The following is a 25,039-nucleotide window of genomic DNA, read 5'->3' as shown; positions in this document are numbered from 1 at the left end:
ATGCGCATGGATCACGGTCTACTGAATAGGTCACCTATGGCGTCCTTCATGGCTGCTCTTGATGCATCCCGGTCGACTCCATTCCAGCGCCAACTCCACGTGACGTTCATATCTTTCACCTTTGCAGCGCATTTTCTTGCACAAGGCTCTAGCTCGCTGTAAAGGTCAACTATCTTCCGGCCATCCGCCTGCCGAATGAGATTTTCTTCAGCATGTTCTCCCGCACTAGACCGACCAACCAGTACCGTTCCATCGTCAAGTCGGGCTGCAGCGTAGTTGTTTTTCTTGCTTTTATCTATCAGGCGCTGCAACTGCACAGACTTGCTCAGTTCCGTATCCCCGTACCCGACCTGACTGGAGGAACCGCTGCCACCACCCTTAGCGGCGCCGTCCGCTTCACGGAAAGCTTGGCCTAGTTTGTCTGAGCCTGAGTCGATCATCTTCTTGCCGAAGACGATGGCTCCGGCGCCGCCGGCGATCGAGGGGACTCCCACTTCGCACAGCACTGCGGTGCCGCACTCGACTACGCCCGAGGCGCCAAGGACGACTCCGCCGCCTGTGCTGAACCCTCCGAGGATGGTTTGCCCGAGACCCGACCAGAAGTCGCCGTTACTCACGACGCTGGATATGTAGTTGCCGAGGTTCGAGTTCGAGTCACCGGGCCCTGGGTCCGATGCGCCGCGGCAATATGTCGCAAGGCCGGTTCCCGTGCATACCAGGTGATTACCACTCGATGTGTGACCGCTGCTGCTGGTGTGCGATGTACCGGTCTTGTTGTATTTGACTGGGCCGCAGCTACCGCGGTGGCAGCTGCCTGAATCGGGGTGGCCGGGGTTGACCGGACCGTCTGTGATGATTTCGCCCGGCTTGTCATCGTCGAATACGACACGGCCCTTGGGTACGCCATAACCGCATGCGTCAGCCATGCACATGCCGGACGGGTCGGACATGGTGACGGGGGTGTTGTTGGCGTAGGCGTAGCCGTTGAGTGACTGGTGCTGGTCGAGGACCAGCATGGGGTCGACGCTGATGAACTGGCCGGTGGTGGGGTCGTATTCGCGGGCGCCGATGTGGGTGAGGCCGGTGGTGTCGTCGGCGGGTTTGCCGAGGAAGGCCTTGTCGTCGGGCCAGGTTGTGGGTTTGGTGCCGCGTGGGGCGCCGAAGGGGGTGCTGTAGCGCTTGGTGAGTGCGTAAGTGCCGGCTTCCAAGGCGATGCTGGAGGTGCCGTGGTGGTCGGCGGCCAGGAAGCTGAGCTTGGTGCCGGTGACGCCGGTGGTGGCGGTGCGGACCGCAATGGTCTGGCCGTTGGCCGTGTAGTAGCGGGTCGCCGAGGTGGTCTTCGTCGTGCCCTTGGTGGTGACGTGGAGTTCTGTGCCGGCGCCCAGGTAGAGGATGGTCTCGCCGTCGCCCTTGGCGCGGCGGATCAGCAACTCGCCGTTCGCATCGTAGAGGTAGCCGGTTTCCTTGGTGCCCTCGGTGAGTTTGGTGAGGTCGCCTTCGGTGTTCCAGGTCAGTGTCTGCTGGGCCGTGGGGCCGGGGCGGGAGGAGGTGTTGCCGGCGGCGTCGTAGGTGTAGGTGGCGGTGCGGGTGCCGGTGGTCTTGTCGAGGGTGTGGGGCTTGGTGTCGGCGGTGTCGTTGTAGGTGTAGGTGGTGGTCTTGTCGCCGGTGGTGGTGTGCTGGGTCTCGGTCTTGCGCTGGCCTGCGTCGGTGTAGGTGTACGACGTCCAGTAGGGGGCCGCGCCGTCGAGGTTGGCGAGGGTGCGGCCCGAGGCGGCACAGTCCGCGGTCTTGGGGGTCCAGGCTTCGGTCAGGCGGCGGTTGCCGTCGTAGGTGAAGCACTGGTTGTCGGGCTTGGCCGTGCCGCCCAGGGTGGTGGCGTCGGTGATGGAGGTGACGTTGTCGGCGTCGTCCTGGGTGAACTTCAGCTCCTGTGGCATGTAGCCGTGCACGTCGTCGGTGACGTAGGAGCGGGTGAGGCGGCGGGTGCCTTCCTCGTAGTCCCAGTTGAGGTAGGCCTTCTTCGCCGAGGATGTCCCGTCCATGCCCAGGGTGAGCTGGCGCAGGTCGCCCTGCGGGGAGAAGGCGGCGCCGTGCAGGTAGCCGGTGGCGCCCTTGGCGGTGAGCTGCTGTCCGAGGGTGTTGAAGGTGTAGGAGACGCCTTCGGAGGGCAGGCCGCCGACGGCCGGGGCGGAGTACTGGCTGATCGAGCCGTCGAGGTTGTAGCCCGTGGTGAACGACAGCGTGTTCTTGACGTAGCCACCGGAGACCAGGGGCTCGCTGTCGGGCAGGAGCAGTTGGTGGGCGGTGACGTGGTACATCGCGTCGTAGGCGGTGACCTTGTCGGTGTAGGCCTTGCCGGTTACGCCGCCGTCGTAGCGGGTGGCGGTGTCCTGCTGGCCCTTGGCGAGCTGGTCGAAGCTCCAGGCGGCGAGTTTGTTGGTGTCGGTCTTGTCCTTCTGCCACATGCCGGTCTTGCGGCCGAGGCGGTCGTACTCGTAGAGGAGTTTCTTCGAGGCGTCGTCGTTGGGGGTGGTGCTGACGACCTGGTCGAGGTCGTTGTACTCCGTCGCGGCCTTGCCCTTGTCGGGGTCGGTGGCCGTGACCTGGCGGCCGAAGAGGTCGTAGGTGTAGGACCACTTGGTCTGGTCGGGGCCGGTGACCGTCTTCTGCTGTCCGGCGGGGGTGTAGGTGTAGTCGGTCGTGGTGAAGTCGGTGCCGGTCGGTGTGGGGCCGGCGTACTCGCGGCGCTGGGTGGTCTGGCCGAGGGCGTTGGTGGTCACGGCGGTGGCCTGGCCACCGGCCGGGGCGGTCGTGGCGACTGTGTCGCCGGTGTAGGTGGTGTCGGTGGTCCAGCGGGTGACGCCGTGGATCTTCGTCTCCGCCTTCTTCGGCCGGGCTGCGCCGTCGTAGGTGGTGTCCGTCTGGAGGGGTGCCTGGCCTCCGGAGACCTCCACGGCGGTGGAGCCGGGCAGGGCGGTGCTGTCCCAGATGTCGGACTGCTGGCTGACCGCGAGACCACGCGCGTCGTACTCGGTCAGGGAGACGAGCCGGCCGCCCTGCGGAGTGGGGGCCTGGACCTGACGGGAGCGCAGCAGGGAGTCGTAGAACTCGTAGACGGTGTTGTATCCGGAGCCGTCGTGTTTGAGGGTGCTGGTGGACACCCATGGCATGTCCGCGCTGGTGACGTGGTAGGCGTAGACGTAGTTGGGGGTCGCGTCAAAGACTCTGAGCCGGTTGGGGAGCCAGAGTTTGGTGATGCGGCCGAGGCTGTCGTATTCGCTCTCGGTGACCTTGCCGTTCGGGTCGGTGATCTTCAGCGCTGCGCCGGTCGCGAAGTCCAGGTTCTGGGTGGTCTTGTAGGTTTTGGCGTCCTCGACCGTTGTCGAGGTCAGCGGGCCGGAGTCGGCCGGGTCGTAGGTGGTCGAGGCGACCGGCAGGTCGTTGGTGTCGGTGACGGCCTTGACACGCCCGAGATCGTCGTACGTCGTCCGGGAGAGTTTCTGCCAGACGGGGATGTCATCGGTGCCGTAGCCCTTGGCGCGTCCGGTCCAGGTGACCTCGCCCTTGCCCGGCTTCTGGGACGCTGACCAGGCGGTTGCCGTGAGGTCGTCGTAGACCGTGGCGGTGTCGGTGATGACATCGCCGGGCCGGGTGGAGTCGGCGGGCAGGTCGAGGGCCGGGTCGGCGGTGGCGCAGGTGGCGGCGACGGTGCGGCTGCGGGAGACGAGGGAGTTGATGCCCTTGTCGTCGTTGCGGGCGTACCAGGTGCGGGTGCACTTCTCGTCGCCGGTGACCGCGTCGTCGCCCTGGTTCTCGACGGTGGTGGCCATGCCGTAGTCGTCGTAGGCGGTTTTGACGGTGGTGACGCGGTCGTAGGGGGTGAGCTTGCTGGTGATGCGGGTGCGGGTGTGGGTGGCGGCGGTGCGTACGTAGTACGCCTCGGTGTCGGCGTAGGACTTGTGCTGGGTCGCCGTCCGCTTGGACCAGGGGTCGTTGACGGTGCCGCCGACTTCGTCGCTGCCGTTGTAGGTGACCGATTCGCGGGTGAAGCCCGCGTACTGCTCGGCGTCGGTGATCTGGCCGGCCTTGATACCGGTGACGGTGATGGTCTTGCGCTTGTCGGGGTCCGGGGTCTTGCCGTCGGAGCCGAGGACGCGGTCGCCGTTCATGCCGCGCAGGTAGATGCTGGTCTCTTTGCTCTGGGTGCGCCCGGACAGGCCGGTGAGGTGGGTGACCTGCTGGTAGCCGCGCCAGATGGACCAGGTGCGCTCCTTGGCGGGCGTCATCGGGTCCTCGTCGTAGTGCCACGCGCCGCCGCCGCTGTACTGGTAGCTGTGCTGCACGGCTTCGGAGCCGCCGTGGGGGTCAGTGGTGGACACGGAGCCGACCGGGTACTTCTGGAACCAGTCGAGCCGGGGGTCCTTCTCGCCGTTGGGCGACCAGTACACGGGGTAGCAGCGCCGGGTGTTCTCGTCCAGCTTGGGCTTGGTGCCGGCCGCGGTGCAGTCGGCGTCCAGGTAGGTGACGATGGTCTGGGCGCCGGTTTCGGAGGTGACGGCCTTCAGGCGGGGCTTGTTCAGGGGCAGGATGTCGTCGGCCGTACCGTCGACCCGGTTGGGCAGCATCACGTGGTCGAACGTGACCGGGTCGAGGGAGAGGTCGGTGCCGCGCTTGCCGGTGTGCTTAATCTCGTCGAGCCAGAGCGACTGGTCGGTGGAGTCACCGGTGTCGCCGGGGTCGAGGTAGAGGTGCTTGAGCGACCAGACGTCCACCGGAACGTAGGCGGGGGTGGCCGCCTTGGCGTTCCAGGCGTAGGTGGTGATCGTCGTCAGCCGCTTGCGGGTGAAGAAGGACGGGCCGACGTTGCCGGTGCACTTGTCGCCGTCCTTGCACAGGGCGTCGAAGGGGACGTCCGGCCAGTTGTCGCGGGTGTCCTTCGTCAGTGAGTCGCAGCCGGTGCCCGTGGCCAGGCATCGCTCGGCGTAGTCGAAGACGACCTTGTCGGAGGCTGCCGGAGAGGCGGAGAACAGCTTGCCGGCACGCTGGCCGTAGCGGATCTCCTTGAGGTAGCCGCCGCGGGTGTAGTCGGTGCCGGTGGTGTCGTCACCGAGTTTGTCGTAGTTGTTGTGCTCGGCGGTATACCAGTAGGACGAGGCGTTGCCGTGGGTGTCCTCGATGTAGTCGAGGTTCCAGCGCCAGGCCTGGTTCTTGGCGCGTGCGGTGAAAGAGTCGCCGGCGCTGAAGCCGGGCTCGCCCTGGTCGTCGCCGAAGACCGGGACCGTCCACACCGAGTTGGTACGGTCACCGGTGCCGGCGCCGTCGAGTTTGTTCAGACCGAAGACGTACTTGGTGCCGTTGCCGGTGACGACCGTCCAGTACTCGCCTTCACCGTCGACGCCCGTGGAGCCCTCGTCGCCGTTGTTGGCGCCGGTGGAATGGGTGACGGTGGAGGCGTCGTCGTCCTTGAGCCGCCAGGTGCCCGTCTGATCGTCCTTGACCAGTTCGGTGGCCTTGCCGTTGAGAACGAGGGAGGCGTTGTCGTACTTCCAGCACAGGTCGTACTTGCCGTCCTGGCCGTCATCGTCGCAGGAGTGGTACTTGCGCTCGATGTAGGAGGAGGTCAGGTCGAAACCGGTGCCGATCTGGCTGCCCTGGTTGTTGGAGCTGGCCGTCTGGCCGTCAACGGCCCCGGAGTCGTAGGAGATGGACAGGTCCGGCTGGGGACCTGCCGCAGCAGGCGGGACCCGCAGGGGGTAGGACCAGGTGAAGGAGCCCGAGGAGCCGCCGGCCTCCCACGTGGAGGACGCGGACAGCGGTGTCGCCTTGTAGCTGCCGGCCCCCGATGTCGCGCCTGCGGTGACGGCCAGCAGCATCGGCTGCCCACCCGGGGCGAGAGTCACCGGCGCGGAGATGCTGTCGACCTCGCGGTTGTTGACCGTGTCCAGGACCTGGCGCTGGTGGCACTTGGCCGCAGCGGGTTCTTTGAGGGCGCAGTCGGCCAGGCGGGCGAGCTGGAGGCGGCCAGCCCAGTCGCCGCCGTAGGCGGAGGCGAACGAGGAGTAGTCGATGCCGAGCCGTGCGGTGCCGCCGGTACCGGGGCTGGTGAGTTTGAGGACCACGCCCTTGACGCCGAGCGTGGCGGCCGTCTTCTGGTCAAGAACCTCGACGGTGACGGAGCCGGCCCGCTTGCCCTTGGCCGGGCTGGTGGCGGTGACCGGAAGCGAGCCAGGAGCGGCCTCGGCCGTGCCTCTGTCCGGGACGGTCAGCGAGGCCTTGCCGGGCTCCGGCCAGGTGACCGTGCGCTGCTGGTCGTGGCGGGCGCGGGCCGCGGCCGTCTGGTCGGCCTCGGCTGCCTTCTTCACCTCGGCGGCGGCCTTCTTGTTCACCTCAGCGGAGAACGGGCTGACCTTGGTGGCGTGTTCGGGCTTCAGGTTCGGGCGGCCCAGGGGCGTGACAGTGTCCGCGGCGAAGGCCACGGGGGTCAGCAAGCCGGGCAGCAGGGCCAGGCCGGTGGCTGCGGCGATACGCCGCGACCAGCGTCTTCTGGTTGCGGCCCCGCGACGGTCCCCGTCAGGGCGGGGTATGCCAAAGGGGTTCATCTGGGTTCTTCCTACGCGGCGCCCGGCCGCATCGGGCCGGGCGGGGTGCCGTTGGAAACAGGAGGCAGAGCAGAGAAAGAGCCGGTGCGAGGCAGGCACCGGGTGCGCCGGGCGGCGAGGGCTGCCCCCGCGTGTGGAGAGGGCAGCCCGGCCGGCGTCGGTGTTCCTAGATGCTGTCCGGGCTCTCCAGGACCTGGGAACGGACCTGGTCGGAGCTCATCGCCCCGGTCCACACCCGCAGGGATTCCAGCGAGCCCGGAAGGTAGTAGCCCGTCGTGCCGCCGGCCGTCCCCCTGCCCGCGGACAGCGTGCCGCTGCCCTGCTGGACAGCGGAGAACCCGGAGGCGTCCCCGCCGACCTGCTCCATCCCACTGACATACAGGTGCAGCTGGCCCATGCGGTCCTCGGTCCTGGCGGGATCGGCGGGATCAATCCACTGCCAGGTCTCCTGCGCGTCGAAGACCCCGGTGACGTCCACCCCGGTGTCCAGCTCGGCAAGGTCCCCGGCTGCCACCTGCGCGCTCTGGCTGACCTTTCCGTCCGCTCCCACAGCGGTCCGGGTGAACTTCCATCGGTAGGCGTCGGCTGCGGGCTTGACCACCCACAGCGCCCAGGAGGACTCGCCACCGATCGCCTGCCCGGCCACCTGGGCCTCGTAGCCGACAGGCTTGGCCGCCAGCTTCTCGGCGTCCAGCCGAACGCGGGCGGAGACGGTGAACGAGCCCGTCTCATCGGTCACCGGACCGGTGGCCGAGGCGTAGCCGGATGTTCCGTCCAGGGCGAGGGCGTTGTTGTCCGCGTCCAGCACCGCACCGGTGGACGACAGCGACAGCGCCGGTACCGGGTAGGGGCTCAGTTCCTTGACCTGAGTGCCGGTCGAGGACGCGGCATCCCAGTAGGCGACGAGTTCGCTTGTCGGCGCGCCGTCCTGCGTCAGCTGGGCTTCCTCGGCGATCTGCTCGGGGCTGAGCGGGTACTGCCACACCGAGACCTCGTCGATACGGCCGCGGAAGTACTCACCCCAGACCCCGCCGACCCGGGACCGGCCGATCTGAAGGCCCTCGGTAGAAGTCCACGGCTGGTACGCGGAGGACACCGCATTCAGCACGACCGGCTTCCCCTGCGGGCGGCCGTTGACGAACAGCTGGATGGTGTCGTTGGTCTTGTCCGTGTCGCCCTTGGTGTCGAAGACGGCTGCCAGGTGCGTCCACACGTTCAGCGGCGGCGGCCCCGCGTCGGCGATCGACCGCAGATAGACCGGGTTGTCCTTGACGTCGGCGGCGACGCGGTTGAACACCCACTTCTTGAGGCTCACGGAGTAGTAGAGGGTGAAGGCCGAGGCGTTGCTACCGGGCGCCGACAGCACCACGCGGGTATGCGAGGCGTCGGTCAGATAGACCCAGGAGGAGACGGTGAAGGAATCCTTGGTGTTCACCGCCGGCGTGGACGTGGCGGCATAGCCGGAGCGCAGGGTGTCGTCCGAGCCGTCGTTGAGCCACAGCGAGTAGTCCGTGTCGCCGCGGCGCCCCAGGGTGGACCAGCCCGCGCCCGCCGTCTGCAGCGTGGCGTCGTGCCGGGTGCCCTCCGTCGCGGTGTCCTTGGCCAGCGTCGCCCCCGAACCGGGAAGTGCGTCGTCGAAGCGCCAGCGTCCCACCGCGCCGGGAGGCGGGGCCACCTTGAAGGTGAACTCGGTAGGCGTGCCCCACCGGTTGTAGACGTCCTTGGCTCGCACCGACAGCACCTGCGTGCCTGACAGCGGCGGCGTGACGTCCTTCACCTGGGCCTTCGTGGTCCCGGACACCGACGCGGCCCGCGTGGTCAGCAGCTTGTATTCATAGGCGGTGATGTCGGTGTGCCCGGTGACGTCGATGTCCGCGGTGTTCGGCTGGAAAGTGAACGCTCCGGGAACGCCCGGGCCGCCCTTGCCCTCGCACAGGTTCGCCGTGCACTCGGTGTAGGGGGAACCGGCTGTGATGCGAGGCGCCTTGGGCGCGGTCGAGTCGATCTTGAAGTAGCACCAGGAGCTGTAGGGCGACCACAGGTCACCGCTCTTGCCGGCGTAGGACCAGTGCGACTGCGTCCGTGCCTTGTAGCGGTACAAGCCCTTGTCGGCACGGTCGTTGGTGCGCAGCTTCTCCAGCGTCTCGTCCGGATGCCAGCCGGGATTGGGCATGTATCCGGTCCATGCCTCATGCCAGGGGGAGTCGTCACCGCGTTCAATCACGAATTCGGCCTGCAGCGAGCCTTCCTCGTCTCCCATGTGGGCCTCGACCAGTGTCTGCACACGGGCCTGGACCATCGGGTCCCTGCGTGTCACTACCAGCGGGTCGGAGGAGGACTTGTTGCAGTACGCCGTGGACCCGTTGCCCGGGATCACCCCGACGCTGGTCGGCACGCCCGGCTTGTAGGCGAAGACCACCTGCAGCTCGGCGCTGTCGTCGAATCGCTTCCACGCCCGGGGATCCCCCTCGTCCTTGGCGCGCAGCATCAGCGTGAGCCTGCTGAGCTTGCCGTCCGCGAAGGAGCGGACGGTGCTGGTGAGGTTCTCGTCCGTCTCTGCGGGGTTGTCGTGGAACTCGATCCACGCGTCCGGCTGGTCGGGGCTGCACAGGTCCCCGCGGCCCGCCGCGACGTCGCGATCGCCCATCCAGTCCAGCTGCTTGGGACCGGGCCAGACCGTGCCCTCGGAGATGTTGTCGGTGCGCACCAGGTCCACCCAGTGCGGGTCGCAGTTGAACGACCATGTCTCATGGGCCCGGAAGGTGGCATCCAGCACGTACTTGCCGGCCAGTTTCGTCGGGGCCAGCTCGAAGTACATGCGGTCGACGTAGCCGCCACCGCAGTAGTAGCCGTCCGCGGTACCGCACTTGCCGACGCCCTTGTCGCCGTCGAACATCCAGAACTTGTCACCGTCGGAGGACAGCTTCGTACGCTCCGAGACGCCCAGGCCCACCGAGGGGTCGATGAAAACGGGGTAGACGGTGTTCTCGCCGCGCAGCAGGTCCAGGTCCGGGTGGACCGTGACCGCGCCGTCATCGACCTTCACCGGCAGTACCGCGGTGGCGTCGCCGTCCCCCGGTTGCGACGGGTCGTCGTCGCCCTGCGCGCCGGCGGGGGCGGGGGCATCGGTGCGCATCAGCTGGGTTTGCGGGCCCCTCTCGTCGTCGCCGGCGGAGTCCCACATCTGTCCTGCCGGGCCGCGGAAGACGGCGTTGCCGTCGTCGTCGACGGCGCGCAGACCGCCACCCGCACCGGGGACGACGGACAGGCCGTCTCCGGACGCGGCGAGGGTGACCTGTTCCAGGGCGGGGTTCTGCGCCGCTTGAGGGGTCTTGACGACCAGGACCTCCCGGTAGCCCTCGGCGGTCGCCGTCAGCTGCAGGTCGACCCCGTCGAAGACGTTCGCGTACGTGGCCGTCGGGCCGTCGAGTACCGGCTGAGGCAGTGTCCCGGCCCAGTCCAGCGTGACCGACCGGCCGCCCTTGCCCAGACGGATCATGCCCGCACCGGGGCCGCCGCCGGAGAACGACAGATCCACCACAGCGCCCCGGGGTGCGACCCGCCCGTCCGCGCGCCGCTCCAGCACCGGATCGACCCCGCCCCAGCCGCCGTCTGCCTCTTTCACCCGCTGAGGAGTGGTGGACTGCGTGAGTGTGAACGAACCGTCCGGGTTCGCATGCGTGGTGGAGTACTCGGTACGGTCCGCCGTCACCTCCACCTGTTCCCCCGAGGCCTGGGCCTGAGCCGACGCCGTGACCTCATCGATCTCCCCTGCCCCGGCGTCAGCGGTGACCGCCGACGCCGGTGACACGGAGACCGGCAACACGGGCAGCGCCGAGACCACCAAGGCTGCCGCCACGCCCCCCAGAAGCACTCCACGCGGTCTTCGACTTCTCCACGACCGCCCCAAAGAACCCCACCAGTTGTCCACGTAACCCCACCCCTGACACAGGACGCACAAAGAATCCCGCAAAGTAAAGGCACCGTTACCCAGAGGCGTCAATCGAGTGTGCCCCGGGTCACAGCAACATGGCTGAAAGCAGCTGAACTGCGCAAATCGCGACGCCGCCCACCCCTGAGGATCAAACCGGGACCCATCCCTACAGCCTGGTTCAGACCAAACACCTCCGGCCAACAGACGCGTACACACACAAACGAACAGCGTCTCGGTAACCGGTGTCGATACTCGCGCCCCAGCGCGTCTTGTCGGCGACCCAGTCGGTGGCGTACCGGCAGCGGTAGCTGGCGGCCGGCGGCAGCCACGTCGCCGGGTCCTGGTCCGCCTTCGACCGGTTCGACGCCGCCGACACCGCGGTCAACGCCCCTTCGTCGCCGAGGTCGTTGGCGTAGGCCTCCCGCTCTGCGACCGACCACGCGGAGGCGCCGGAGTCCCAGGCCTCGGCAAGCGGGACCAGATGGTCGATGTCCAGACCGCTGGGTCCTGCGATGTAGCGGTCGTCATACGGCGAGTACCAGCGGCCGCCACTGAGCCGGCAGTTCGCGCCTTGCTCGGGTGCGGTGACGGCCTCGGCCTTCAGCACCTCGGCGCGGGTGGTGCAGCCTTCCTTGTCGGCGTCGACCCAGTGCTTGAACTTGGTGCGCTCATACCCGGTGCGGTTCTCATCGCGGACGGGCAGAGCGGCCAGGGCGTCGCGCACCGGCAGGGTGACGGCCTGACCCGAGGCGCGCCCGGCGATGGCGGTGGCTGGGGCTGCGATGGCGGTGGCGGGGACGAGCAGGGCTGCGAGGGCGGCGGTGAGGGCAGCGGTCCGGGCGAAGCGCACGACGACGTCCTTCCAAAGGTCACTGGTCGTGCTCTTGGTAGCGAGAGCTCCGTACGACGCGCCCGGAAAACGGTGGCCTCTACTCGATCAGGGGATACAAGCGATGGCCTGCACGTTCATCGAGCGGTTCTTTGGCCCAGCGCAGGTTGTGGAGGCCTGGCGGTGACCAGGGTTTGGGCCTGGTGATCGACGCAGTCATGCCAACCCCTCTCATCAGTTGCGGCGCTCGCTGACCGTCCGGCACGGCCCGGCTCTCTGGTGGGAGGGTCGGGCCAGGCTGTTCACCGTGGTCTTTGGAGCGTGCGGGGGTCAGCGGGTGGCGGCGAGTTCCTCGATCCGGTCGGCCAGTTGCTGGTCGGGATGGTGGAACTCGCCGCACGCCTCGTCGACTTTGAGGCGTTCCACGGCTTCGCGCAGAACGTGGGGCTGGGGTGTGGGTGGCTGGTCGGGGCGGGTGCGAGGGTGAGTGAGGATGTTGTCGTAGTCCGGGTCGAAGTCCAGGTCGAGGGCCTGGCGCATCCAGTGGTCGGCGTCGCGGAGTTCGCCGCGGCGCAGGTGGAACAGGTGCAGGCAGTAGGCGGCGGTGGCGTTGCCGGCACCGGCGGCGTACTGCCACCACCACATGGCGCCTTCCGGTTTCCTGGCGAGGTTGAGCAGGCAGGCGAAGTGCAGGGCTCCGTCGATGTCGACGGGGTCGTCAGCGATGCCGGCCAGGTGCTTGGCGGCCCGGCTGCTGCGCAGCAGCCGGGCGGAGAGTGCCTTCAGGGATTCCTCGGCGCAGTCCATGCGGGTGGGGTGGTGGCCCCGAGGCGCGGGCTGGACGCCGAACATGAGGGCCGCGGTGACGTCCCGGACGATCTCCTGCTTGAGGTCGTCGAGTTCGTCGTCGGTGACCGTGTCGGGAATGGCCGCCTCGTCGAGAATCCTGTCGATGTGGCGCGGCACGTCTACTCCTTCTCCTCGTCGTCACCCGGATCGATCCCGAGCTTGGCGGCGATGCGCTTGCGGGCGACGCGCCGGTGCGTACGCACGGTCCCCTCGTGGATGCCCATGATCTGGGCGATCTTCTTGACGGGGTAGCCCAGGACGAACTGCAGGATGATCACGTCGAACTGGCGCTCCGGCAGGGCGGCTATGGCCGTGTAGAGGCCGATCGGGGATTCCAGCTCCGCCATCTGCGTGCGCATGGCGTCCAGCGTGGCACGCACCGCCTCGTACACGGCGGCGGTTCGGTCATTTGTTGACGCGGTCCGGGAACGCCCGTCGGCGGTCGGAGTAATCGTCAGGCGGGCGTGCGTCTCCACCTGCAGCTTCAGTGCCCGCCACGCGTAGGCCTCGAGACTCTCCTCCCGGAGGACGGCCTCCCAGTTCAGCGCGAGGTGGGTGTAGAGGTTGCGCACGACTGTCTTGGCGGCTTCCTTGCTGCCCAGCATGGTGGTGGCGTAGCGCAGCTGCGGCCGGGCGTACTGGCGGTAGAAGCCGTCCAGGCTGGCGGGCATCTCGTAGTGGATGCCGTGCAAGGCGTCGAGTTCCACGAAGGTGCCGGGCAGGGTGTGTGCGTCGCTGTCCTCGCTCATCGCTCAGGCCTCCGTGTCCCGGGCGGCGGCTGCGGTGAAGGGTTCGCCCGCGGCGGGCAGGGCCTGCTGGGTGTGGAGGAGTTCGGTGACGCCGATCCGGGCGCCGGCACGCAGCGGGCGGCGCGTCCCCGAGTAGAGGTCGGGGAGAAAGACGCGGAGAGCGGTGATCACCGCCAGCAGCGCGAGGGAGTCGCTGTGGGACAAGAGACCTTCTGTCCTTCCTGAACGCAGCAGCGACCGTGTCCAGTGGATAGGGGTGGTCGTGCTGGAGGACACCGCGGTGGGTCCTCGGCCGCAGGATTTCGGATCAGGGGGCCCAAACGCACAGTGCACGCCCGATCAATTTCTGACTCAGGGTGATCGGGTAGGTACGAACAGATATTTACATGTCAGTAAGTTACTATTCAGGCACAACACGTGACCAGGGCGAACATCCTTCAAGCTGCGCCGCGAAGGGCCGCAGGAAGTGCGGTGAACCACCGGTCGAACCATCGAACATGTGGCAGACGTCACATCGCACGAGCGTTTTGCCCGAGCAGCCCGGCCAGTGCCGGGCCCGGCTGGAACTCATCCCTGCCCGCCGGAAGTGCTGTACCCGCCCGGCCGGGGCGAGCAACCGCCGGCACAGCGTGCCCGCCGCATAAAATCTATGGCCGCGCATGAGATCCCCGACGAGCTGATCAACCTGGAGCGGTCCGCCGAGCAGGAACGGACCCGGCTCGCCGGCCTCACCGGTGACGAATACGACGCCCAGCTGCGCCGCTGGCGCGAGGCCTCCGCCGCCTTCCAGGCGGCCGTCACCGAGCACGCCGCCAGTGCCGAGACCAGCCGGTACGAGGTGGAGCAGGCCGTGAAGAAGGCCGTCCGGCACCCGGAGCCGGAGAACGGCGCGGCCGACGAGTAACCCGCAGGAGATGCCAGGACTACCGCGGATCGGGCCAGTCGGCCAGCACAGCATCGGTTTCCTCATCGAGGAGGGTGACGCGGACGCCCTGTCTACCGCCGCGTTCGCCGATCCAGCACCGGAACTTGCCCCGCGCGGTCTCCTCCCGGCCCCACCAGCCGTGCTGCACCGGCCGGCCCTCCACGGTGAGCAGCACGTGGTAGCGGCCGAGGGCCGCTCATGTGAGGCGGATTCCGCGGGTGCGGCCCGGCTCGCGGACGATCGCGGATTTCGCCTCCGGCTCGACCAGCTGTAGTGCACCGAGACCCGGCTGCTCATCCCGACCGCCTGCCCGATCTGCTGCACTGTCGGTGCCTCGCCGTGGTCGGCGATGTGCCGGCGGATGCAGCGCAGGATGCGCTCCTAGGTGTCGGTGAGGTGGTCAAGGCGGTGCATAATCCAATTAGATCTCTTGTTCGAATTTATGGGCAAGCTGGTACACGAGGGACCGGGGGGAGCAGGTGAGCGGTGGTGAGCAGCCGCTCTCGCGTCTGGACGCGCTGCGCTTTACCCGGCGCGTCGTCGAGCAGCAGGCGGCACGGCAGCTGGCCCTCATCTGTGCCGCCGGGACGGCCCGACGGCATAGGTGGCTTGCCCCTGTTGGTGGCTTAATCATTCGTGCGGGTGACGGTGCCAACAGCTCTGTGACGTCCGGTGGGTGGGGTCAGCGGCCGGGGCCGACCTGTGGCCCGTGGCGTGGGTCCCGCTGCTGGGGGTGGTCCGTGGGTTGGTCGTCCTGGCGCACCGGATGGGCTCCATCGGCGTTGTTGTCCCGTTTGGTGTGGCGGTCCGCGCGGACGCGGGAGTCGTCGGCCGCCTTGGTGAACGCGTCCTGGAGGCGGCGCAGCCGGTCGGCCGTGAGATCGAGGGCTTCCACGTCGGTACAGGGCTCACGCAAGGCCAGCAGCACCGTCAGGTCGATCGCCTCCTGCCGTCCGGCCTCCGACTCGTGGTCGTCTTCCTCGACTTCGTCGGCCGGGGGGCGAGCAGTTGCTCGGGCATCGCCGCTTACTGGTGGGTGACGACGTCGTACGTCCGGCCCCGCACTGCGGGGGTGGTGCGCAGCTTCTCCCGCACCACGACACCGGCGAGGACGGCCCGCTCGTACTGGAGCGGGATGCGGGGGTATCACCCACTCCCCCGCGTCCTGGCCCGGGGGCCGGTGCGCGGCCGGCTCGCCGGGATCGGCTGGAGGCTGCCGGTCCGGGTCGGGCACCAGGGTGGGTGGGCGGCGGCGGGCGGGGGGCGAACAGGGTCCACCGGGCGGTGTAGAGGCGGTAGCCGGACTCCAGGCCGCGCACGGTCTTCGGCTCGCTGATGTCCAGACAGTGGGTGGAGATGGGGGCGGCCACGACCTGGTCATCCGGGCCGGGGTCGCGGCGGCGGCCGCGCAGAACGAGGGTGAGGTGGCGGCGGGGTTGGGCGTGCAGGTGCCGTCGTTCATCACGAACACCGTCGCGGCGACGTCGACCACGGCGGCGACCCGCGCCCGGATCGCCGCGGCTGCGGCGGGAGGTCCAGCGGATGAGGTCATGGGGCACCCCGGCAATCTCTGTCACGAGCCGGCGCCTCGGGGTGACGGTGCGCGGCTCGGTCGCCAGCCCCAGTTCCTCGCAGACCTCAGCGGCCACATCCTCGCCCCCGCACGGTTCATCGCGAGCCGTCGGGCCTCCTCACCGCCTTTCTCGATCAGCATCTGAGCGGCCATCACCAGCCGCTGTGGACGGCGCCTCACCGCTCCACCCGGACATGCGGTTCGTCGGCTGAGGCGCCGCGGGAGTGTCCCGGGGCCCGCGCCCTCTCCACTGGCCGACGCCCGTCGGCACAGGGGCTGAGTCCGCTGTGCCATTACTTGCGGGCATAGAGAAGGGCCGCTTCAAGTGGCGGCCCTTCGCTATTGGTGTCGATTCCCTCAGTCGGACTGGACGGCAGCTTGCTCAATGAAGGAGCGTGCCAGTTCACCGAGGCGGATGGGATCGCGTTGCAGTCCCTTCGTGCCTAGGATCCGGAGGAAGTCGAAGAACGTGTCGTCGTTGTCGATGTTCCGGTCCAGGAGCATGGCCAGTGTGCCGGGTTCGTCGTACGGCACTCTGCGTGGCTGCGAGCGATGCTCAGTGCGCTCTTGTGAGTCAGCCGAGGGGGAGGCATCCGCCCGTTGTTCGGGCACGGGCTGGTGCTGGGACGCCCCGCCAGTTGCCACTGTTGAAGGAGCTGCGGGGGAGGGCGCGTCGGCTTGGCTGTCTCCTATTACGCCGTAATAGTTGTCCGGTCGGCTCGGTGCGGAGTTGTCGGCCGGGGCGGCAGTAATTGGTGCGGCGGGGCCGCTCGGTTCGTTGTCCTCGCTTGCTACGCCCCGGTGTGTGACCGGGTGGGCGTCGCTTCGGCGCGCCTTCGCGTGGCTGCGCTTCTCTTCTTCCTCGCGGGCCCGTGTGGCCTTGAGTTCGTCGAGGGCTTCCCGCTGCTGTGCAGGGGGCTTGTTGGCGACCGCTCTGAGCAGGTCGATGGGCTCATGGCCGACCTTGGCCTGTAGTTCTGGCGTGAGTTTGAGGAGTGCGAGGCGTTGTGACACCCAGCCCTGCGATCGGTGGAGGCGCTTGGCCAGCGCGGTCTGGCTGCCGTGGATAGCCAGAAGGCGTTGGAGGGCTCTGGCTTCGTCCAGCTCGCCGAGGTCCTGGCGGTGGATGTTGGCGACGAGGGCGGATTCGAGGAGTTCTTCGGAGTTGGTGCCCTGGTCGTCGCTGACCATGACCTTAACGGTGGGGAGCTGGGCTTCGCGGGCTGCGGCGAGGCGGCTGCTGCCGTCGATGACGACGTGGGTGGTGTCGGGTTCGAGGTCGGCTTCGCGCTCGGGGTTGGCCTTGATGTAGGCGTCACGGTTCATGACCGTGATGGCCTGTTTCTGGCCGTGGGTCCTGAGGCTGCCTGCGAGATCGGTGAGATTGCCGAGGCTGGAGCGGGGGTTGTCGGGGTTGAGGCTGATGCGGTGGGGGGCGAGTTCGGTGGGTGGGGGCACTGCGTCGGTGGGCACGCCGGTGGCGGCGGCGACAGCCTGGCGGCGTGCGCTGACGGGACGCACTCCCCCGCCGAAGCGGCCGGCTCCCAGCTGGTCGGCCTTGCTCATGCGATCTCCCGGGCCAGTGCGCGCATGCCGATTGCCTGCTGTGACTTGGGTGCGTAGGCCAGCAGGGGCCGCTTCATACGGACTGCTTCTTTCTGTTCTTTGAGGTCGCCGATCAGTCCGACGACCCGTGGATCCTTTATGTCGACCCACCCTTGGAGCGAGGAGGTGGCGATGTAGCCGCGGCGGGAGTCGTAGAGGTTGACGACGATGCCGAGGTAGTCGATGTCGACCTGGAGGTCGTTACGCAGGTCGTCAATCTGCGTGGTGAGCAGATCGTAGGCGTCGGCGGAGCTGTCCTCGGCCTGGACGACGATGAGGGCGCCCGACTGTCCGGGCTTCTCGCCGTCGCGGCGGCGGCCGTAGTAGGCGGCGGCGTCCATGCTCAGGCCGAGGCTGGGCGGGCAGTCGACGAGGATAACGTCGTAATCGGCCTCGAGCGGGGCGAGTGCGCGCTCTAGGGCTGCTTCTCTGGCTCGTACGGCGGACAGGCGGACGTCGAGCAGGAAGGCGTCATTGCAGGCCGGCAGGAGGTGGAGCCGTCCTCCGAAGGTTTCTTCCTCGATGGCGACGATGAGGTCGCGGAGGTCTCCCTTGGGGTCGCCTGCCATGTGGTTGGTGAGGCTGTCACCGTTCATGGGCAGGGGAGCCGCGCCGAGTTGGTTGGTGAGGTGACACTGCGGGTCGAAGTCGACCAAGAGGACGCGGAGTCCGAGGCCGGGCAGGTTCTCGACTTCCAGCGGATCGTCGTTGGCCGGTTCCTCGCTGGAGTGGGCTTCGCTCGCACGCAGGGCCTTGGCCAGTGCCTTTGCGACGCGGACGGCATGCAGCTTGTTGGTGTCCTCGGCGAGGGCTTCGCCCAGGCCGGCAGTGATCGCCGTCTTGCCGACGCCGCCCTTCTGGTTGCAGACGATGATGCGGCGGGTGATCTCCGGACGCTTGACGTCAGGTGTGGGGTTGGCGTCGAGCCACAGCTGGACAGACTGGGCCAGTCCCTGAATGAGTGATACACGGCGGTCCGCAGCAATCTCGCGGAACTCCTCCCACTGCCCGAGCGGAAGGAAAGTGGAGAACGACTCGGCGCCCGAAGTGTCGACGGTCGCGGTGGCGGAAGCGAGGCTGCACCAGTCCCGGATGCCCTGCTCGACGGCGGCCTGCATCTCGACGCCGTACTGGGCGGCTCTGATTTTCAGGGTGTGCCGGAGGCCTTCCGGCAGCTTGGATACGACCTTTTCACGGTCGCTGGAGGTGGCTGGCAAGGTCATGGCGACACCTTACTAACGTTCAAGATCATTCAGTGCATCGCCACGTTAGTTAACCATTCATGACGTCACCCCAGGCCACCGCCACCCCTTCCGCCCTATTACGGCGTAATAGGTGCGTGCTGCTGCATGGCAAAGCGGTAGACGTAGGCCGCAGTCCTTGAAGTGGGGTCGGCCCCACGCTCAGCCGATCCACAGGACTCTCCTGGTGAGGGCATCGTCATGCCCCCCCTCCGGAACGGGGGGCTAGTCGGCCTCGCACATCGCAGCGCGGACCGGGATGTCCTGGTCGCATGCGGAGCGTCACCGGCATGTTGGTGCACGTTCCCTTTGTCAGGCCCGGTCAGGCAGTGAACGCTGTCAGTAGGGGATTCCTCTGCAACTCTCGTACCGCGCTCGCCAAACAGAGGCTGGCCGCACACACTCAACTTCTGCGCTCTCCTACCCGGGCGCCCAGGGTCGGTCGCTCCTCAGCCCTGGCGGGCTTGCGGTGCGCCGACGAGGTGGTTGTTGACCATAGGCGGCGAACAGGTCCGCCGGGGCATGTCAAGCAGGAAGGCGTGGCTGAGACCGGGATGGGGTTGCTGCAACATACGCGCGCCTGATCCGTCGGCGTGCCGCATCGCCGTGGCGGACTTTCGCCGGTGCGGGTCGGACGGGCGGGAGGGGCCACAGGGCCGGGTTGAAGAGAAAGCGTCGGTCAGTCAAGGCCCTAGGACCTGGCGACCTTGACAGTTCCGATTTCGTCGTGGCGCCGACCGTGTTGGCTGCCACGCGCGGCCAGGCTCGGGTTGTCGTTCGTGGCCGGAGTCAAGGCTGGGCGGCAGGAGGGGAGAGCTGGGTAACAGTGCGGGTCCGAGATGACGGCTGGTGCCTGGGATGACGAGACGGCGGGCTGCTTGTAAAAGAAGAGAGCCCACCCCTCATAGCGCCTCTGACCTGCGCAAATACCTGTCCCGACCACGACCGTCGAAACTGGGAGGCAGTTCCCCGGACCGTGGAGAGCGACTGGGGGAACCGTGTGCCGAGATCCTGCGGACTGTGACACGGTCGGAGGAACATCGGACCACGGTTCTCGCGACTGCCACAACGCTTGCAGGACCTGCCACCACGGTTGCAGGAACCGGTATCCAGATCCTGAGGCCGTGGCAGATTGACGTGACGTACATGAGTGAGAGGTGAGGAAGAGGCGCGTACCGGGAGGATCTGAGCGGGAAGGCAAGCGACACGGCTGACAGGCGGAGCTGATTGACTTCCTGCTCATGTACGTTAAGTTCATCTGGTCGGCCTCGCCGCCGTCCTTCATGAACCGGTAGTTACCCCCTTGCTCGGAGGGCTCGTTGGGAGCAGTACGCAGGCTGGTCGACGCCGACACAGGCGAGCCGATTCCCTATGCGCCGTATGCCTTCTCCGGCAGGCACACACAGGTCGACAAGGCGCGTGTCGAGGCGATCACCGAATCCAAGGCGTTCACGCCCAGCCAGAAGTTCCTCGTGCTGTGGTGGATCGGAGTGTCGCCGGAGGGCATGGAGCCGCTACGAGCGACCGGCGCGGATATCGCCAAGCGTGTGGGGATGTCCACTGATGCGGTTGGCAAGATCAACAGGAAACTGGCGAAACACCGCATCCTGATCGTCCGGGGGCGCGTCGGTAACTACAACTTCTACCGGATCAGCCCCTACATCGCGTTTCATGGAACGGGGCTTGAGCAGCGTGAAGCTGTGAAGACGTGCAACCCGCCGGACATCCCCGGATTCGATGAGAACATCCCTGCGCGGTGGGAGGCCCAGTGATCAGCAGCGATGACAAGCAGAAGAACCTCGAACTGCTTGAGAAGACAGTCGGCATGACCGCCAACCAGCGGCTCGTCGTCATGCTGTACGCCTTGCACCCCACCGATCGGTCCGGTGCCGTGCTCGAGACGGCCGCCAACCTCGCCAAGCTGGTCGGGATGGCCGCACCCGTCTTCTCCCGCACACGCAAGCAGGTCATCGAAGCCGGCTGGTTGGAGGAGACCGAAAAGATCGGTCACATCAGGTACTACCGGCTCGACCCCAAGCGCATGGGCGAGAACGTCGTCATCCCGCTCCGCCGCGCCACATGACGTCCTGGAGACCGCTCCTCATGTACGTCACGTCAATCAGGAGCGGTCTCCAGGACGTCTTTCTTGACCTCACAGCAATGCGCTGCGCCGCGTCCCCGAAGCGGGAGGCCGGAAAACGGCAGGACGGGGTGCAGCATCAAGGGCGGTGACCGGACGACCCGTCTCCGAGGCCCCGCCATCAGCCATCGCGCGGCACCCCGCCCACAGCCAGGTACCTGTCAGCGTCCTGGTATCCAGCACCAGCACCGCTAAAGGCTGGAAGGGATCGATGGTGTCGGCAGGCCAGTTGACGTGCACGCGGATAAAGGGGCTGATGACCAAGCGCGGAGTCCCTATTACGGCGTAATAGGCACTGGACGACGCGCTCCGGTCCGCAGTGAGTGGGCCAGCTCGCGGCAGAGTTCGCCGCCGCCGGTCAGAACGCGTCCACAGGCGACAGGCGTCGGCGCCCGGCCTGTCCCGACGCCGTCGTCTCCCTCGCTGTCTCGCTCTCGTGCACGGCCAGGGTCACACGCTCATCCCCGCGAATGCGGCGTACAGGAGTGCCACGACGTCGGCCTCGTACGGGTGGGCGAACCGCTGGTGGTCGCGGATGTCGAACGGCGCGTACCGCATGGAGACGCGGTGTCCGGGCACGAGGGTGGCCTCCCGCCCGTCCAGCGCGGCGGTGAGCCGGTTGTAGTCCTGCTGGGCGTGCCGGGTCTGGGTATAGGGGCCGAGGCGCAGCAGGGTGAAGCCGTCGCGGCTGTTGTCGCGCCGGCGGGCCTCGATGTGGAGGGCGTAGTGCGCGGGTTCCATGCCGAGGTTGTCGGGCAGGGGCAGGCCGGCGGCGGCGTGGGTGAGCATTGCGTAGCCGGGCTGCCAGACGCCGAGGATCGTGGTGGTCTGGCAGCGCAGCCAGCCGCGGTCGGTGTAGCCGAGCTGGCGGCCGTGGAGGTAGGCCGCGGCATGCGGGGCGTCGGGGTAGACCAGGGCGACGGCGATCATCTCAGGGTGGTGGTCGTCGCCGGGCCGGGTGCGCGCGCTCGATGCACGGGCCGACGCGTACGGCGATGTCCCCTGCGTGGCCGGGCGTCCAGGGCTGCGGGTTGCGCAGGGCGGTGAGCATCGCGCGGAACTGGTCGACGACGGCCTGGTCCTCGGGGCTGAGGGCGCCGGGTGCGTGGCCGCAGCGGCGGAAGATGGAGGGGCGCTTCATCGGGTGGGCTCCTGTTCACGGGTGGGGCGGGTCTCGGGGAGGGCGAGGTTGTCGCCGGCGCGGCGCGGGACGAGGTGGCCGTGGAGGTGGAAGACGGTTTGGGTGGCGTCGGACCCGCAGCTGGTGAGGTAGTTCCACTGGCCGCTGAGGTCCTGGGCGAGTTCTGCGGCGCGCATCTGGACGGTGGCGGAGACGACTGGGTCGGTCGTGAAGTCGGTGACGTGGCCGCGGGGGAGGACCAGGAGGTGGCCTTCGGTGCAGCCGCCGCTGCGGGGCACGATCGCGAGGGCGTCGGCCCACTCGCGGACGATCTGCGCCGGGGCGCCGTTGTGGATGATCCGGCAGAACGGGCAGTCGGGGCGCGGGTGCTTGCGGGGGACCGGGGGCCGGTCGATGTGGTGGTGGTTGACCTGCACGCGGGCGCCGGCCTCCCGCATCCGCTGGCCGATGGCGTCGGCGATGGCGGGTGCCCTGTGCCTTCCGTACCAGCAGTTCACCAGGAGCTGGACGGGGCGGCCGTGCGCGGCGGCGCGCAGCGCGGTGAGTTCGTGCACGGCGTCGTTGATGATGCGTGCCGCGCCGGGGGTGCTCAGGACGTAGTCGCGTACGCCAGCGTCCCGTCCGGTCTGTTGGGCGACGATGTCGGCGAGGGCGGGGTCGTCCGGTGGGTTCAGCAGTTGGTTGGTGAGGTTGATGCCGAGGACGGCGGCGCGGTAGCGCGGGGGCGGCGGGTCCTGCCAGCGGGCGCCGAAGGAGTCGATGAACACGTCGTACGTCATGGGGGCCTCCAGGCCTCGTCCGAAGGGGTCGAGCACCGCCCCGGCCGGGAAGGGCGGGGCGGTGCTCGATGGGGGTTACTGGGTGGGGGTGTCGGCGACCACGAGGAACTGGTCGCTGGGCAGGTCCATCACGACCTGGGCCTCGATGCCCTGGGTCCGCTGGGCGGCGGCGTACTCTTCGGCCGGCCAGGACCCGCGGGGGCCTCCGGCGGGGAACCGCTCCAGGACGGCTCGGGTCTGTGCGGTGGTGGCCATCAGGTATCACCGCCGTTCACACGCTCATGGATGTCGATGAGGGTGGCGATGGCGTCCGGGTTGTCCGCCAGGCCGACCCATGTCCCGTGCGTGGTGAAGACGGGCACGGCGTCGGTGTCGGCGTCGAAGATGACGACGTAGTCGCCGTACCTGTCGAGCACCGTCTCCTTCAGGACCGGGATGAGTCCGGTGTCCAGGACCTCCAGGGCGTCGACGGTCAGCCGGGCGGGCTCGCCGGGCGTCTGGGGCAGGGCCAGGATGCCGGTGACGCGCAGCAGGTCGCCGGGCTGTATGCCCGTCAGCAGCTCATGGGTGATCCGGGGATCTCCGCTGGTGCAGGTGATGACGGTGTCGGGGGCGTCGTCGGCGACGGCATCGATGTCGGCGGGGCGGACGATCAGGTCGAAGGTGGCGGTCCCCATGCGCGGGCCGGGCGCGGGTATCGCGTCGACCCAGCCGTCGACGGTGCAGTGCTTGGTGCCCATCAGCTCGCCTCCGCCCGGCCGTTGGGGCCGAAGACAGCGTCGTACGCGTCCAGGACCGTCTTGGACGGCGTGCCCCGGTCGGCGACCTGGTAGCCGTGCGCCCGCGCCCAGGTCCGGATCGCGGCCAGGTTCTCCTTGCTGCGTTTGCCGTCTGCCTTCGGGGCGGCGGACACGGTGGCGGAGGGATGGTCCTCGGTGGCGGCGCGACCGCCGGACTTCACCTGGCGCAGGTGTGCCTGCGCGGCCTCCAGTTCGGCCCTGGCCTTGGCGACCCGCTCCTCCGCCGCGCGCTGCGCGGCGTCGGCGGTACGGCGTTCGCTCAGCTCGGTGAGGTCGCTGCGGACGTGGGCGGCCCGGTTGCGGATGGAGGCGGCCGGGTGGCCCTCCGCCCACGCGAGCAGGGCCTCGATCCTTTCGGCGTCCATCGTGCCGTCGGGCGCAGCGGCCTGGGCGGGCAGATCGGTGTGCTGGAGGGCGTCGGCGAGTTCGGCGTCCGACAGGCTGACGGTCTCGCGGACGTGCTCGGGGCTGCCGGCGTTATTCAGCATGGAAACGGCGGTGGCGGTGGCGGTGACGGCGTCGACGGGCATCGGGACTCCAGTCGTCGGGGTGGCGGGGGTGGCGAGGTGGGGGAGAAGGGGCACCAGGTCGTCCTCGCCGCAAGGCAGGCCGAGCGCGCCCAGCAGGTCGGCAAGGTCGTCCTTGTCACGGGCGTGCCGGGCGACCACCACGGAGGCGGCGCTGTACTGGTCGCTGCCAAGCGGAGTGAGCTTGAGGTCCTGGGCCGCGAGAGCCTCTTTCATGTCGGTGAACACGAGCTGGCCCTCCTACGCCCTCGTGCGGGCTTGCGCTGGGCGATGTCCAGCAGCTCGCGATTGCGCCGCTGCTGGGCGGGTGTGAGCGGGCGGGCCTTCGCGCCGTGGCGGTGCCACAGCGGCGAGGCGGGCGGCTCGGGGTAGGCGAGGGTGTGGTCGACGTCGCGCGTGGTGCTGCTCATAAAGGACCTCCAGGCGGAGGGGGTCAGGCGTGGTCGTCGTCGTGGTGCCGGCGTTTGGGCTGGAGGTCGGAGGCGAACCGGCCGTGGCGGGCCTCGATAGGGTTCGCGGCGATCCAGTTCTCCGCGCACGCCTTGTGGACTGGCTCTCCGTAGTGGGAGCGCATCGGCGTGGGCTGGTCGCACAGCACGCAGGGGCGGTCCTGCCAGCCGTCAAAGTGCTGGCTGTTGCGCCATTAGAGAAGTGCGCCGGGAGCCGGAATCAGACCCGGCTCCCACAGCGGCTTTCTGCGGCCGCGGCTGGTCACGGCCGGAAATCGGGCAGCTGCTCAAACACCCGCCGCAGCAACTCCGGGGTCGGCTTCCACGGGCCGAGCTGCCCGGTGGCGGGGACCGGCAGCGGCAGCTCCTGAACGTCGGTGAGGACCAGGTGCCAGGCACCCGGGTGCGCCCACCGCGTACAGGGCGGGGGGCCTTCGGGGTCCTGGTGGCAGTCCGTCAGGCGCGCGATGCCGAGGACGGCCCCGGTGGTCAGCTCCCGGCCGCGGATCGTGTGGGCGACCAGCGGCAGGTGCAGGGCGGCCGCGTCGGTGCGCTGGCCCGCGTGCAAGAGCATCCAGCCCCGCCAGCTCCAGGGCTTGGGGCGGTTCTCGATGCTCTTGGCGCCGGTGAGGATGCAAGTGGCATACGGCTGCTGGACGGTGATGCCACGGATCCAGTCGCCCTCGGGCAAGGTGGCGGTCATACGGCTCGCCCCCGCACCGTCGGGCCCGGCCGTCCGGCCCGGGCGGCAACGGGCTGCTTGTGCAGCGCGACCGCCTGTTCGGCCCGGCCGGTGAAGGGCCCGGCGACGGCGGTCGGTGCGAGTGTGCGTTGCCCGGTTCGGGCCCGGACGCGCAGGACGCAGTCCATACTGAGGATCTCCCTCTCGTCTCGTACGG

At 68.4% G+C, this 25,039-nt stretch carries 24 protein-coding genes; 4 read left to right on the top strand and 20 right to left on the bottom strand.

The window, feature by feature from the left end; genetic code table 11:
- Window positions 1-11 precede the first annotated feature (11 nt).
- The 6 genes from ABD350_RS11065 to ABD350_RS11040 all read right to left on the bottom strand — a co-directional run bounded on the left by ABD350_RS11065 (window position 12) and on the right by ABD350_RS11040 (window position 13,164).
- Window positions 12-6,599 (bottom strand): RHS repeat-associated core domain-containing protein, encoded by a 6,588-nt coding sequence (locus ABD350_RS11065; protein ID WP_344347729.1) that lies wholly within the window; start codon window positions 6,597-6,599, stop codon window positions 12-14.
- Window positions 6,600-6,765: 166 nt separating this feature from the next.
- Window positions 6,766-9,495 (bottom strand): laminin G domain-containing protein, encoded by a 2,730-nt coding sequence (locus ABD350_RS11060; protein WP_344347769.1) that lies wholly within the window; start codon window positions 9,493-9,495, stop codon window positions 6,766-6,768.
- Between the two features lie 1,216 nt (window positions 9,496-10,711).
- The gene (locus ABD350_RS11055) at window positions 10,712-11,383 is read right to left on the bottom strand and encodes an HNH endonuclease family protein (RefSeq protein ID WP_344347728.1); all 672 of its coding nucleotides are present in this window, start codon (window positions 11,381-11,383) and stop codon (window positions 10,712-10,714) included.
- A gap of 309 nt (window positions 11,384-11,692) precedes the next feature.
- Window positions 11,693-12,328, bottom strand: a complete 636-nt coding sequence (locus tag ABD350_RS11050) for a hypothetical protein (RefSeq protein ID WP_344347727.1) — start codon at window positions 12,326-12,328, stop codon at window positions 11,693-11,695.
- 2 nt (window positions 12,329-12,330) lie between these two features.
- Window positions 12,331-12,960 carry an RNA polymerase sigma factor gene (locus tag ABD350_RS11045; RefSeq protein ID WP_344347725.1) on the bottom strand — a complete coding sequence of 210 codons (630 nt, stop codon included), beginning with the start codon at window positions 12,958-12,960 and terminating at the stop codon, window positions 12,331-12,333.
- Window positions 12,961-12,963: 3 nt separating this feature from the next.
- Entirely contained in the window at window positions 12,964-13,164 is a 201-nt protein-coding gene (locus ABD350_RS11040; protein WP_344347724.1) for a hypothetical protein, read from the bottom strand.
- Between the two features lie 445 nt (window positions 13,165-13,609).
- On the opposite strand from ABD350_RS11040, the gene ABD350_RS11035 reads away from it, so the two are divergent.
- The gene (locus tag ABD350_RS11035; protein WP_344347723.1) at window positions 13,610-13,864 is read left to right on the top strand and encodes a hypothetical protein; all 255 of its coding nucleotides are present in this window, start codon (window positions 13,610-13,612) and stop codon (window positions 13,862-13,864) included.
- A gap of 19 nt (window positions 13,865-13,883) precedes the next feature.
- On the opposite strand, the gene ABD350_RS11030 is transcribed toward ABD350_RS11035, so the two are convergent.
- Both ABD350_RS11030 and ABD350_RS11025 read right to left on the bottom strand, forming a co-directional pair.
- The gene (locus ABD350_RS11030) at window positions 13,884-14,060 is read right to left on the bottom strand and encodes a hypothetical protein (protein ID WP_344347722.1); all 177 of its coding nucleotides are present in this window, start codon (window positions 14,058-14,060) and stop codon (window positions 13,884-13,886) included.
- Between the two features lie 507 nt (window positions 14,061-14,567).
- Window positions 14,568-14,801 carry a hypothetical protein gene (locus tag ABD350_RS11025; protein WP_344347721.1) on the bottom strand — a complete coding sequence of 78 codons (234 nt, stop codon included), beginning with the start codon at window positions 14,799-14,801 and terminating at the stop codon, window positions 14,568-14,570.
- Window positions 14,802-15,231: 430 nt separating this feature from the next.
- Between ABD350_RS11025 and ABD350_RS11020 the strand changes: the two genes are divergently transcribed.
- Window positions 15,232-15,603 (top strand): hypothetical protein, encoded by a 372-nt coding sequence (locus tag ABD350_RS11020; protein WP_344347719.1) that lies wholly within the window; start codon window positions 15,232-15,234, stop codon window positions 15,601-15,603.
- A 212-nt stretch (window positions 15,604-15,815) separates the two neighbouring features.
- Here the strand turns inward: ABD350_RS11020 and ABD350_RS11015 are convergent, their stop codons facing one another.
- Together ABD350_RS11015 and ABD350_RS11010 are read right to left on the bottom strand one after the other, a co-directional pair.
- Window positions 15,816-17,024 carry a ParB/RepB/Spo0J family partition protein gene (locus ABD350_RS11015; protein ID WP_344347718.1) on the bottom strand — a complete coding sequence of 403 codons (1,209 nt, stop codon included), beginning with the start codon at window positions 17,022-17,024 and terminating at the stop codon, window positions 15,816-15,818.
- Window positions 17,021-18,286: a ParA family protein gene (locus ABD350_RS11010; protein WP_344347716.1), complete on the bottom strand. Its 1,266-nt coding sequence runs from the start codon at window positions 18,284-18,286 to the stop codon at window positions 17,021-17,023. Before ABD350_RS11010 ends, ABD350_RS11015 begins: the two co-directional genes overlap by 4 nt.
- 1,337 nt (window positions 18,287-19,623) lie before the next feature.
- Between ABD350_RS11010 and ABD350_RS11005 the strand changes: the two genes are divergently transcribed.
- Together ABD350_RS11005 and ABD350_RS11000 are read left to right on the top strand one after the other, a co-directional pair.
- Window positions 19,624-20,076: a MarR family transcriptional regulator gene (locus tag ABD350_RS11005; RefSeq protein WP_344347715.1), complete on the top strand. Its 453-nt coding sequence runs from the start codon at window positions 19,624-19,626 to the stop codon at window positions 20,074-20,076.
- Complete coding sequence (locus ABD350_RS11000; RefSeq protein WP_344347768.1) at window positions 20,076-20,387, top strand: replication initiation protein, RepL2; 312 nt, start codon at window positions 20,076-20,078, stop codon at window positions 20,385-20,387. Before ABD350_RS11005 ends, ABD350_RS11000 begins: the two co-directional genes overlap by 1 nt.
- A gap of 69 nt (window positions 20,388-20,456) precedes the next feature.
- Here ABD350_RS11000 and ABD350_RS10995 read toward each other — a convergent pair whose 3' ends face one another.
- The 10 genes from ABD350_RS10995 to ABD350_RS10950 all read right to left on the bottom strand — a co-directional run bounded on the left by ABD350_RS10995 (window position 20,457) and on the right by ABD350_RS10950 (window position 24,843).
- A complete protein-coding gene (locus ABD350_RS10995) occupies window positions 20,457-20,708 on the bottom strand; it encodes a hypothetical protein (protein WP_344347714.1) in 252 nt (83 codons plus the stop codon).
- A gap of 186 nt (window positions 20,709-20,894) precedes the next feature.
- Complete coding sequence (locus tag ABD350_RS10990; protein WP_344347712.1) at window positions 20,895-21,374, bottom strand: hypothetical protein; 480 nt, start codon at window positions 21,372-21,374, stop codon at window positions 20,895-20,897.
- Window position 21,375: 1 nt separating this feature from the next.
- Entirely contained in the window at window positions 21,376-21,585 is a 210-nt protein-coding gene (locus tag ABD350_RS10985; protein WP_344347711.1) for a hypothetical protein, read from the bottom strand.
- On the bottom strand, window positions 21,582-22,364 hold the full coding sequence (locus ABD350_RS10980) for a RapZ C-terminal domain-containing protein (protein ID WP_344347709.1): 783 nt from the start codon (window positions 22,362-22,364) through the stop codon (window positions 21,582-21,584). Before ABD350_RS10980 ends, ABD350_RS10985 begins: the two co-directional genes overlap by 4 nt.
- 75 nt (window positions 22,365-22,439) lie before the next feature.
- Window positions 22,440-22,619, bottom strand: coding sequence for a hypothetical protein (locus ABD350_RS10975; protein ID WP_344347708.1), 180 nt, complete (start codon window positions 22,617-22,619; stop codon window positions 22,440-22,442).
- Window positions 22,619-23,104, bottom strand: coding sequence for a hypothetical protein (locus tag ABD350_RS10970; RefSeq protein WP_344347707.1), 486 nt, complete (start codon window positions 23,102-23,104; stop codon window positions 22,619-22,621). Before ABD350_RS10970 ends, ABD350_RS10975 begins: the two co-directional genes overlap by 1 nt.
- Window positions 23,104-23,919, bottom strand: a complete 816-nt coding sequence (locus ABD350_RS10965) for an Lsr2 family DNA-binding protein (RefSeq protein WP_344347706.1) — start codon at window positions 23,917-23,919, stop codon at window positions 23,104-23,106. The genes ABD350_RS10970 and ABD350_RS10965 overlap by 1 nt, the downstream gene beginning before the upstream one ends.
- The gene (locus tag ABD350_RS10960; RefSeq protein WP_344347705.1) at window positions 23,904-24,101 is read right to left on the bottom strand and encodes a hypothetical protein; all 198 of its coding nucleotides are present in this window, start codon (window positions 24,099-24,101) and stop codon (window positions 23,904-23,906) included. The genes ABD350_RS10965 and ABD350_RS10960 overlap by 16 nt, the downstream gene beginning before the upstream one ends.
- A gap of 23 nt (window positions 24,102-24,124) precedes the next feature.
- Window positions 24,125-24,289: a hypothetical protein gene (locus ABD350_RS10955; protein WP_344347704.1), complete on the bottom strand. Its 165-nt coding sequence runs from the start codon at window positions 24,287-24,289 to the stop codon at window positions 24,125-24,127.
- 113 nt (window positions 24,290-24,402) lie between these two features.
- Window positions 24,403-24,843: an ASCH domain-containing protein gene (locus ABD350_RS10950; protein ID WP_344347703.1), complete on the bottom strand. Its 441-nt coding sequence runs from the start codon at window positions 24,841-24,843 to the stop codon at window positions 24,403-24,405.
- Window positions 24,844-25,039: the final 196 nt, after the last annotated feature.

This window comes from Streptomyces nogalater, assembly GCF_039532885.1.
GTDB classification, from domain to species: Bacteria; Actinomycetota; Actinomycetes; order Streptomycetales; family Streptomycetaceae; genus Streptomyces; species Streptomyces nogalater.
Note: the sequence above shows the minus strand (reverse complement) of the source record. Positions and strands in the feature narration are given on the sequence as shown.

What these genes read in the sequence shown, in the direction of transcription:
- ABD350_RS11065 (WP_344347729.1), bottom strand. Translation starts at nt 6,599, where the DNA reads ATGAACCCCTTTGGCATACCCCGCCCTGACGGGGACCGTCGCGGGGCC.
- ABD350_RS11060 (WP_344347769.1), bottom strand. Translation starts at nt 9,495, where the DNA reads ATGTTCGACGGCGACAAGGGCGTCGGCAAGTGCGGTACCGCGGACGGC.
- ABD350_RS11045 (WP_344347725.1), bottom strand. Translation starts at nt 12,960, where the DNA reads ATGAGCGAGGACAGCGACGCACACACCCTGCCCGGCACCTTCGTGGAA.
- ABD350_RS11035 (WP_344347723.1), top strand. Translation starts at nt 13,610, where the DNA reads ATGGCCGCGCATGAGATCCCCGACGAGCTGATCAACCTGGAGCGGTCC.
- ABD350_RS11015 (WP_344347718.1), bottom strand. Translation starts at nt 17,024, where the DNA reads ATGAGCAAGGCCGACCAGCTGGGAGCCGGCCGCTTCGGCGGGGGAGTG.
- ABD350_RS11010 (WP_344347716.1), bottom strand. Translation starts at nt 18,286, where the DNA reads ATGACCTTGCCAGCCACCTCCAGCGACCGTGAAAAGGTCGTATCCAAG.
- ABD350_RS10990 (WP_344347712.1), bottom strand. Translation starts at nt 21,374, where the DNA reads ATGATCGCCGTCGCCCTGGTCTACCCCGACGCCCCGCATGCCGCGGCC.
- ABD350_RS10985 (WP_344347711.1), bottom strand. Translation starts at nt 21,585, where the DNA reads ATGAAGCGCCCCTCCATCTTCCGCCGCTGCGGCCACGCACCCGGCGCC.
- ABD350_RS10980 (WP_344347709.1), bottom strand. Translation starts at nt 22,364, where the DNA reads ATGACGTACGACGTGTTCATCGACTCCTTCGGCGCCCGCTGGCAGGAC.
- ABD350_RS10975 (WP_344347708.1), bottom strand. Translation starts at nt 22,619, where the DNA reads ATGGCCACCACCGCACAGACCCGAGCCGTCCTGGAGCGGTTCCCCGCC.
- ABD350_RS10970 (WP_344347707.1), bottom strand. Translation starts at nt 23,104, where the DNA reads ATGGGCACCAAGCACTGCACCGTCGACGGCTGGGTCGACGCGATACCC.
- ABD350_RS10960 (WP_344347705.1), bottom strand. Translation starts at nt 24,101, where the DNA reads ATGAGCAGCACCACGCGCGACGTCGACCACACCCTCGCCTACCCCGAG.
- ABD350_RS10950 (WP_344347703.1), bottom strand. Translation starts at nt 24,843, where the DNA reads ATGACCGCCACCTTGCCCGAGGGCGACTGGATCCGTGGCATCACCGTC.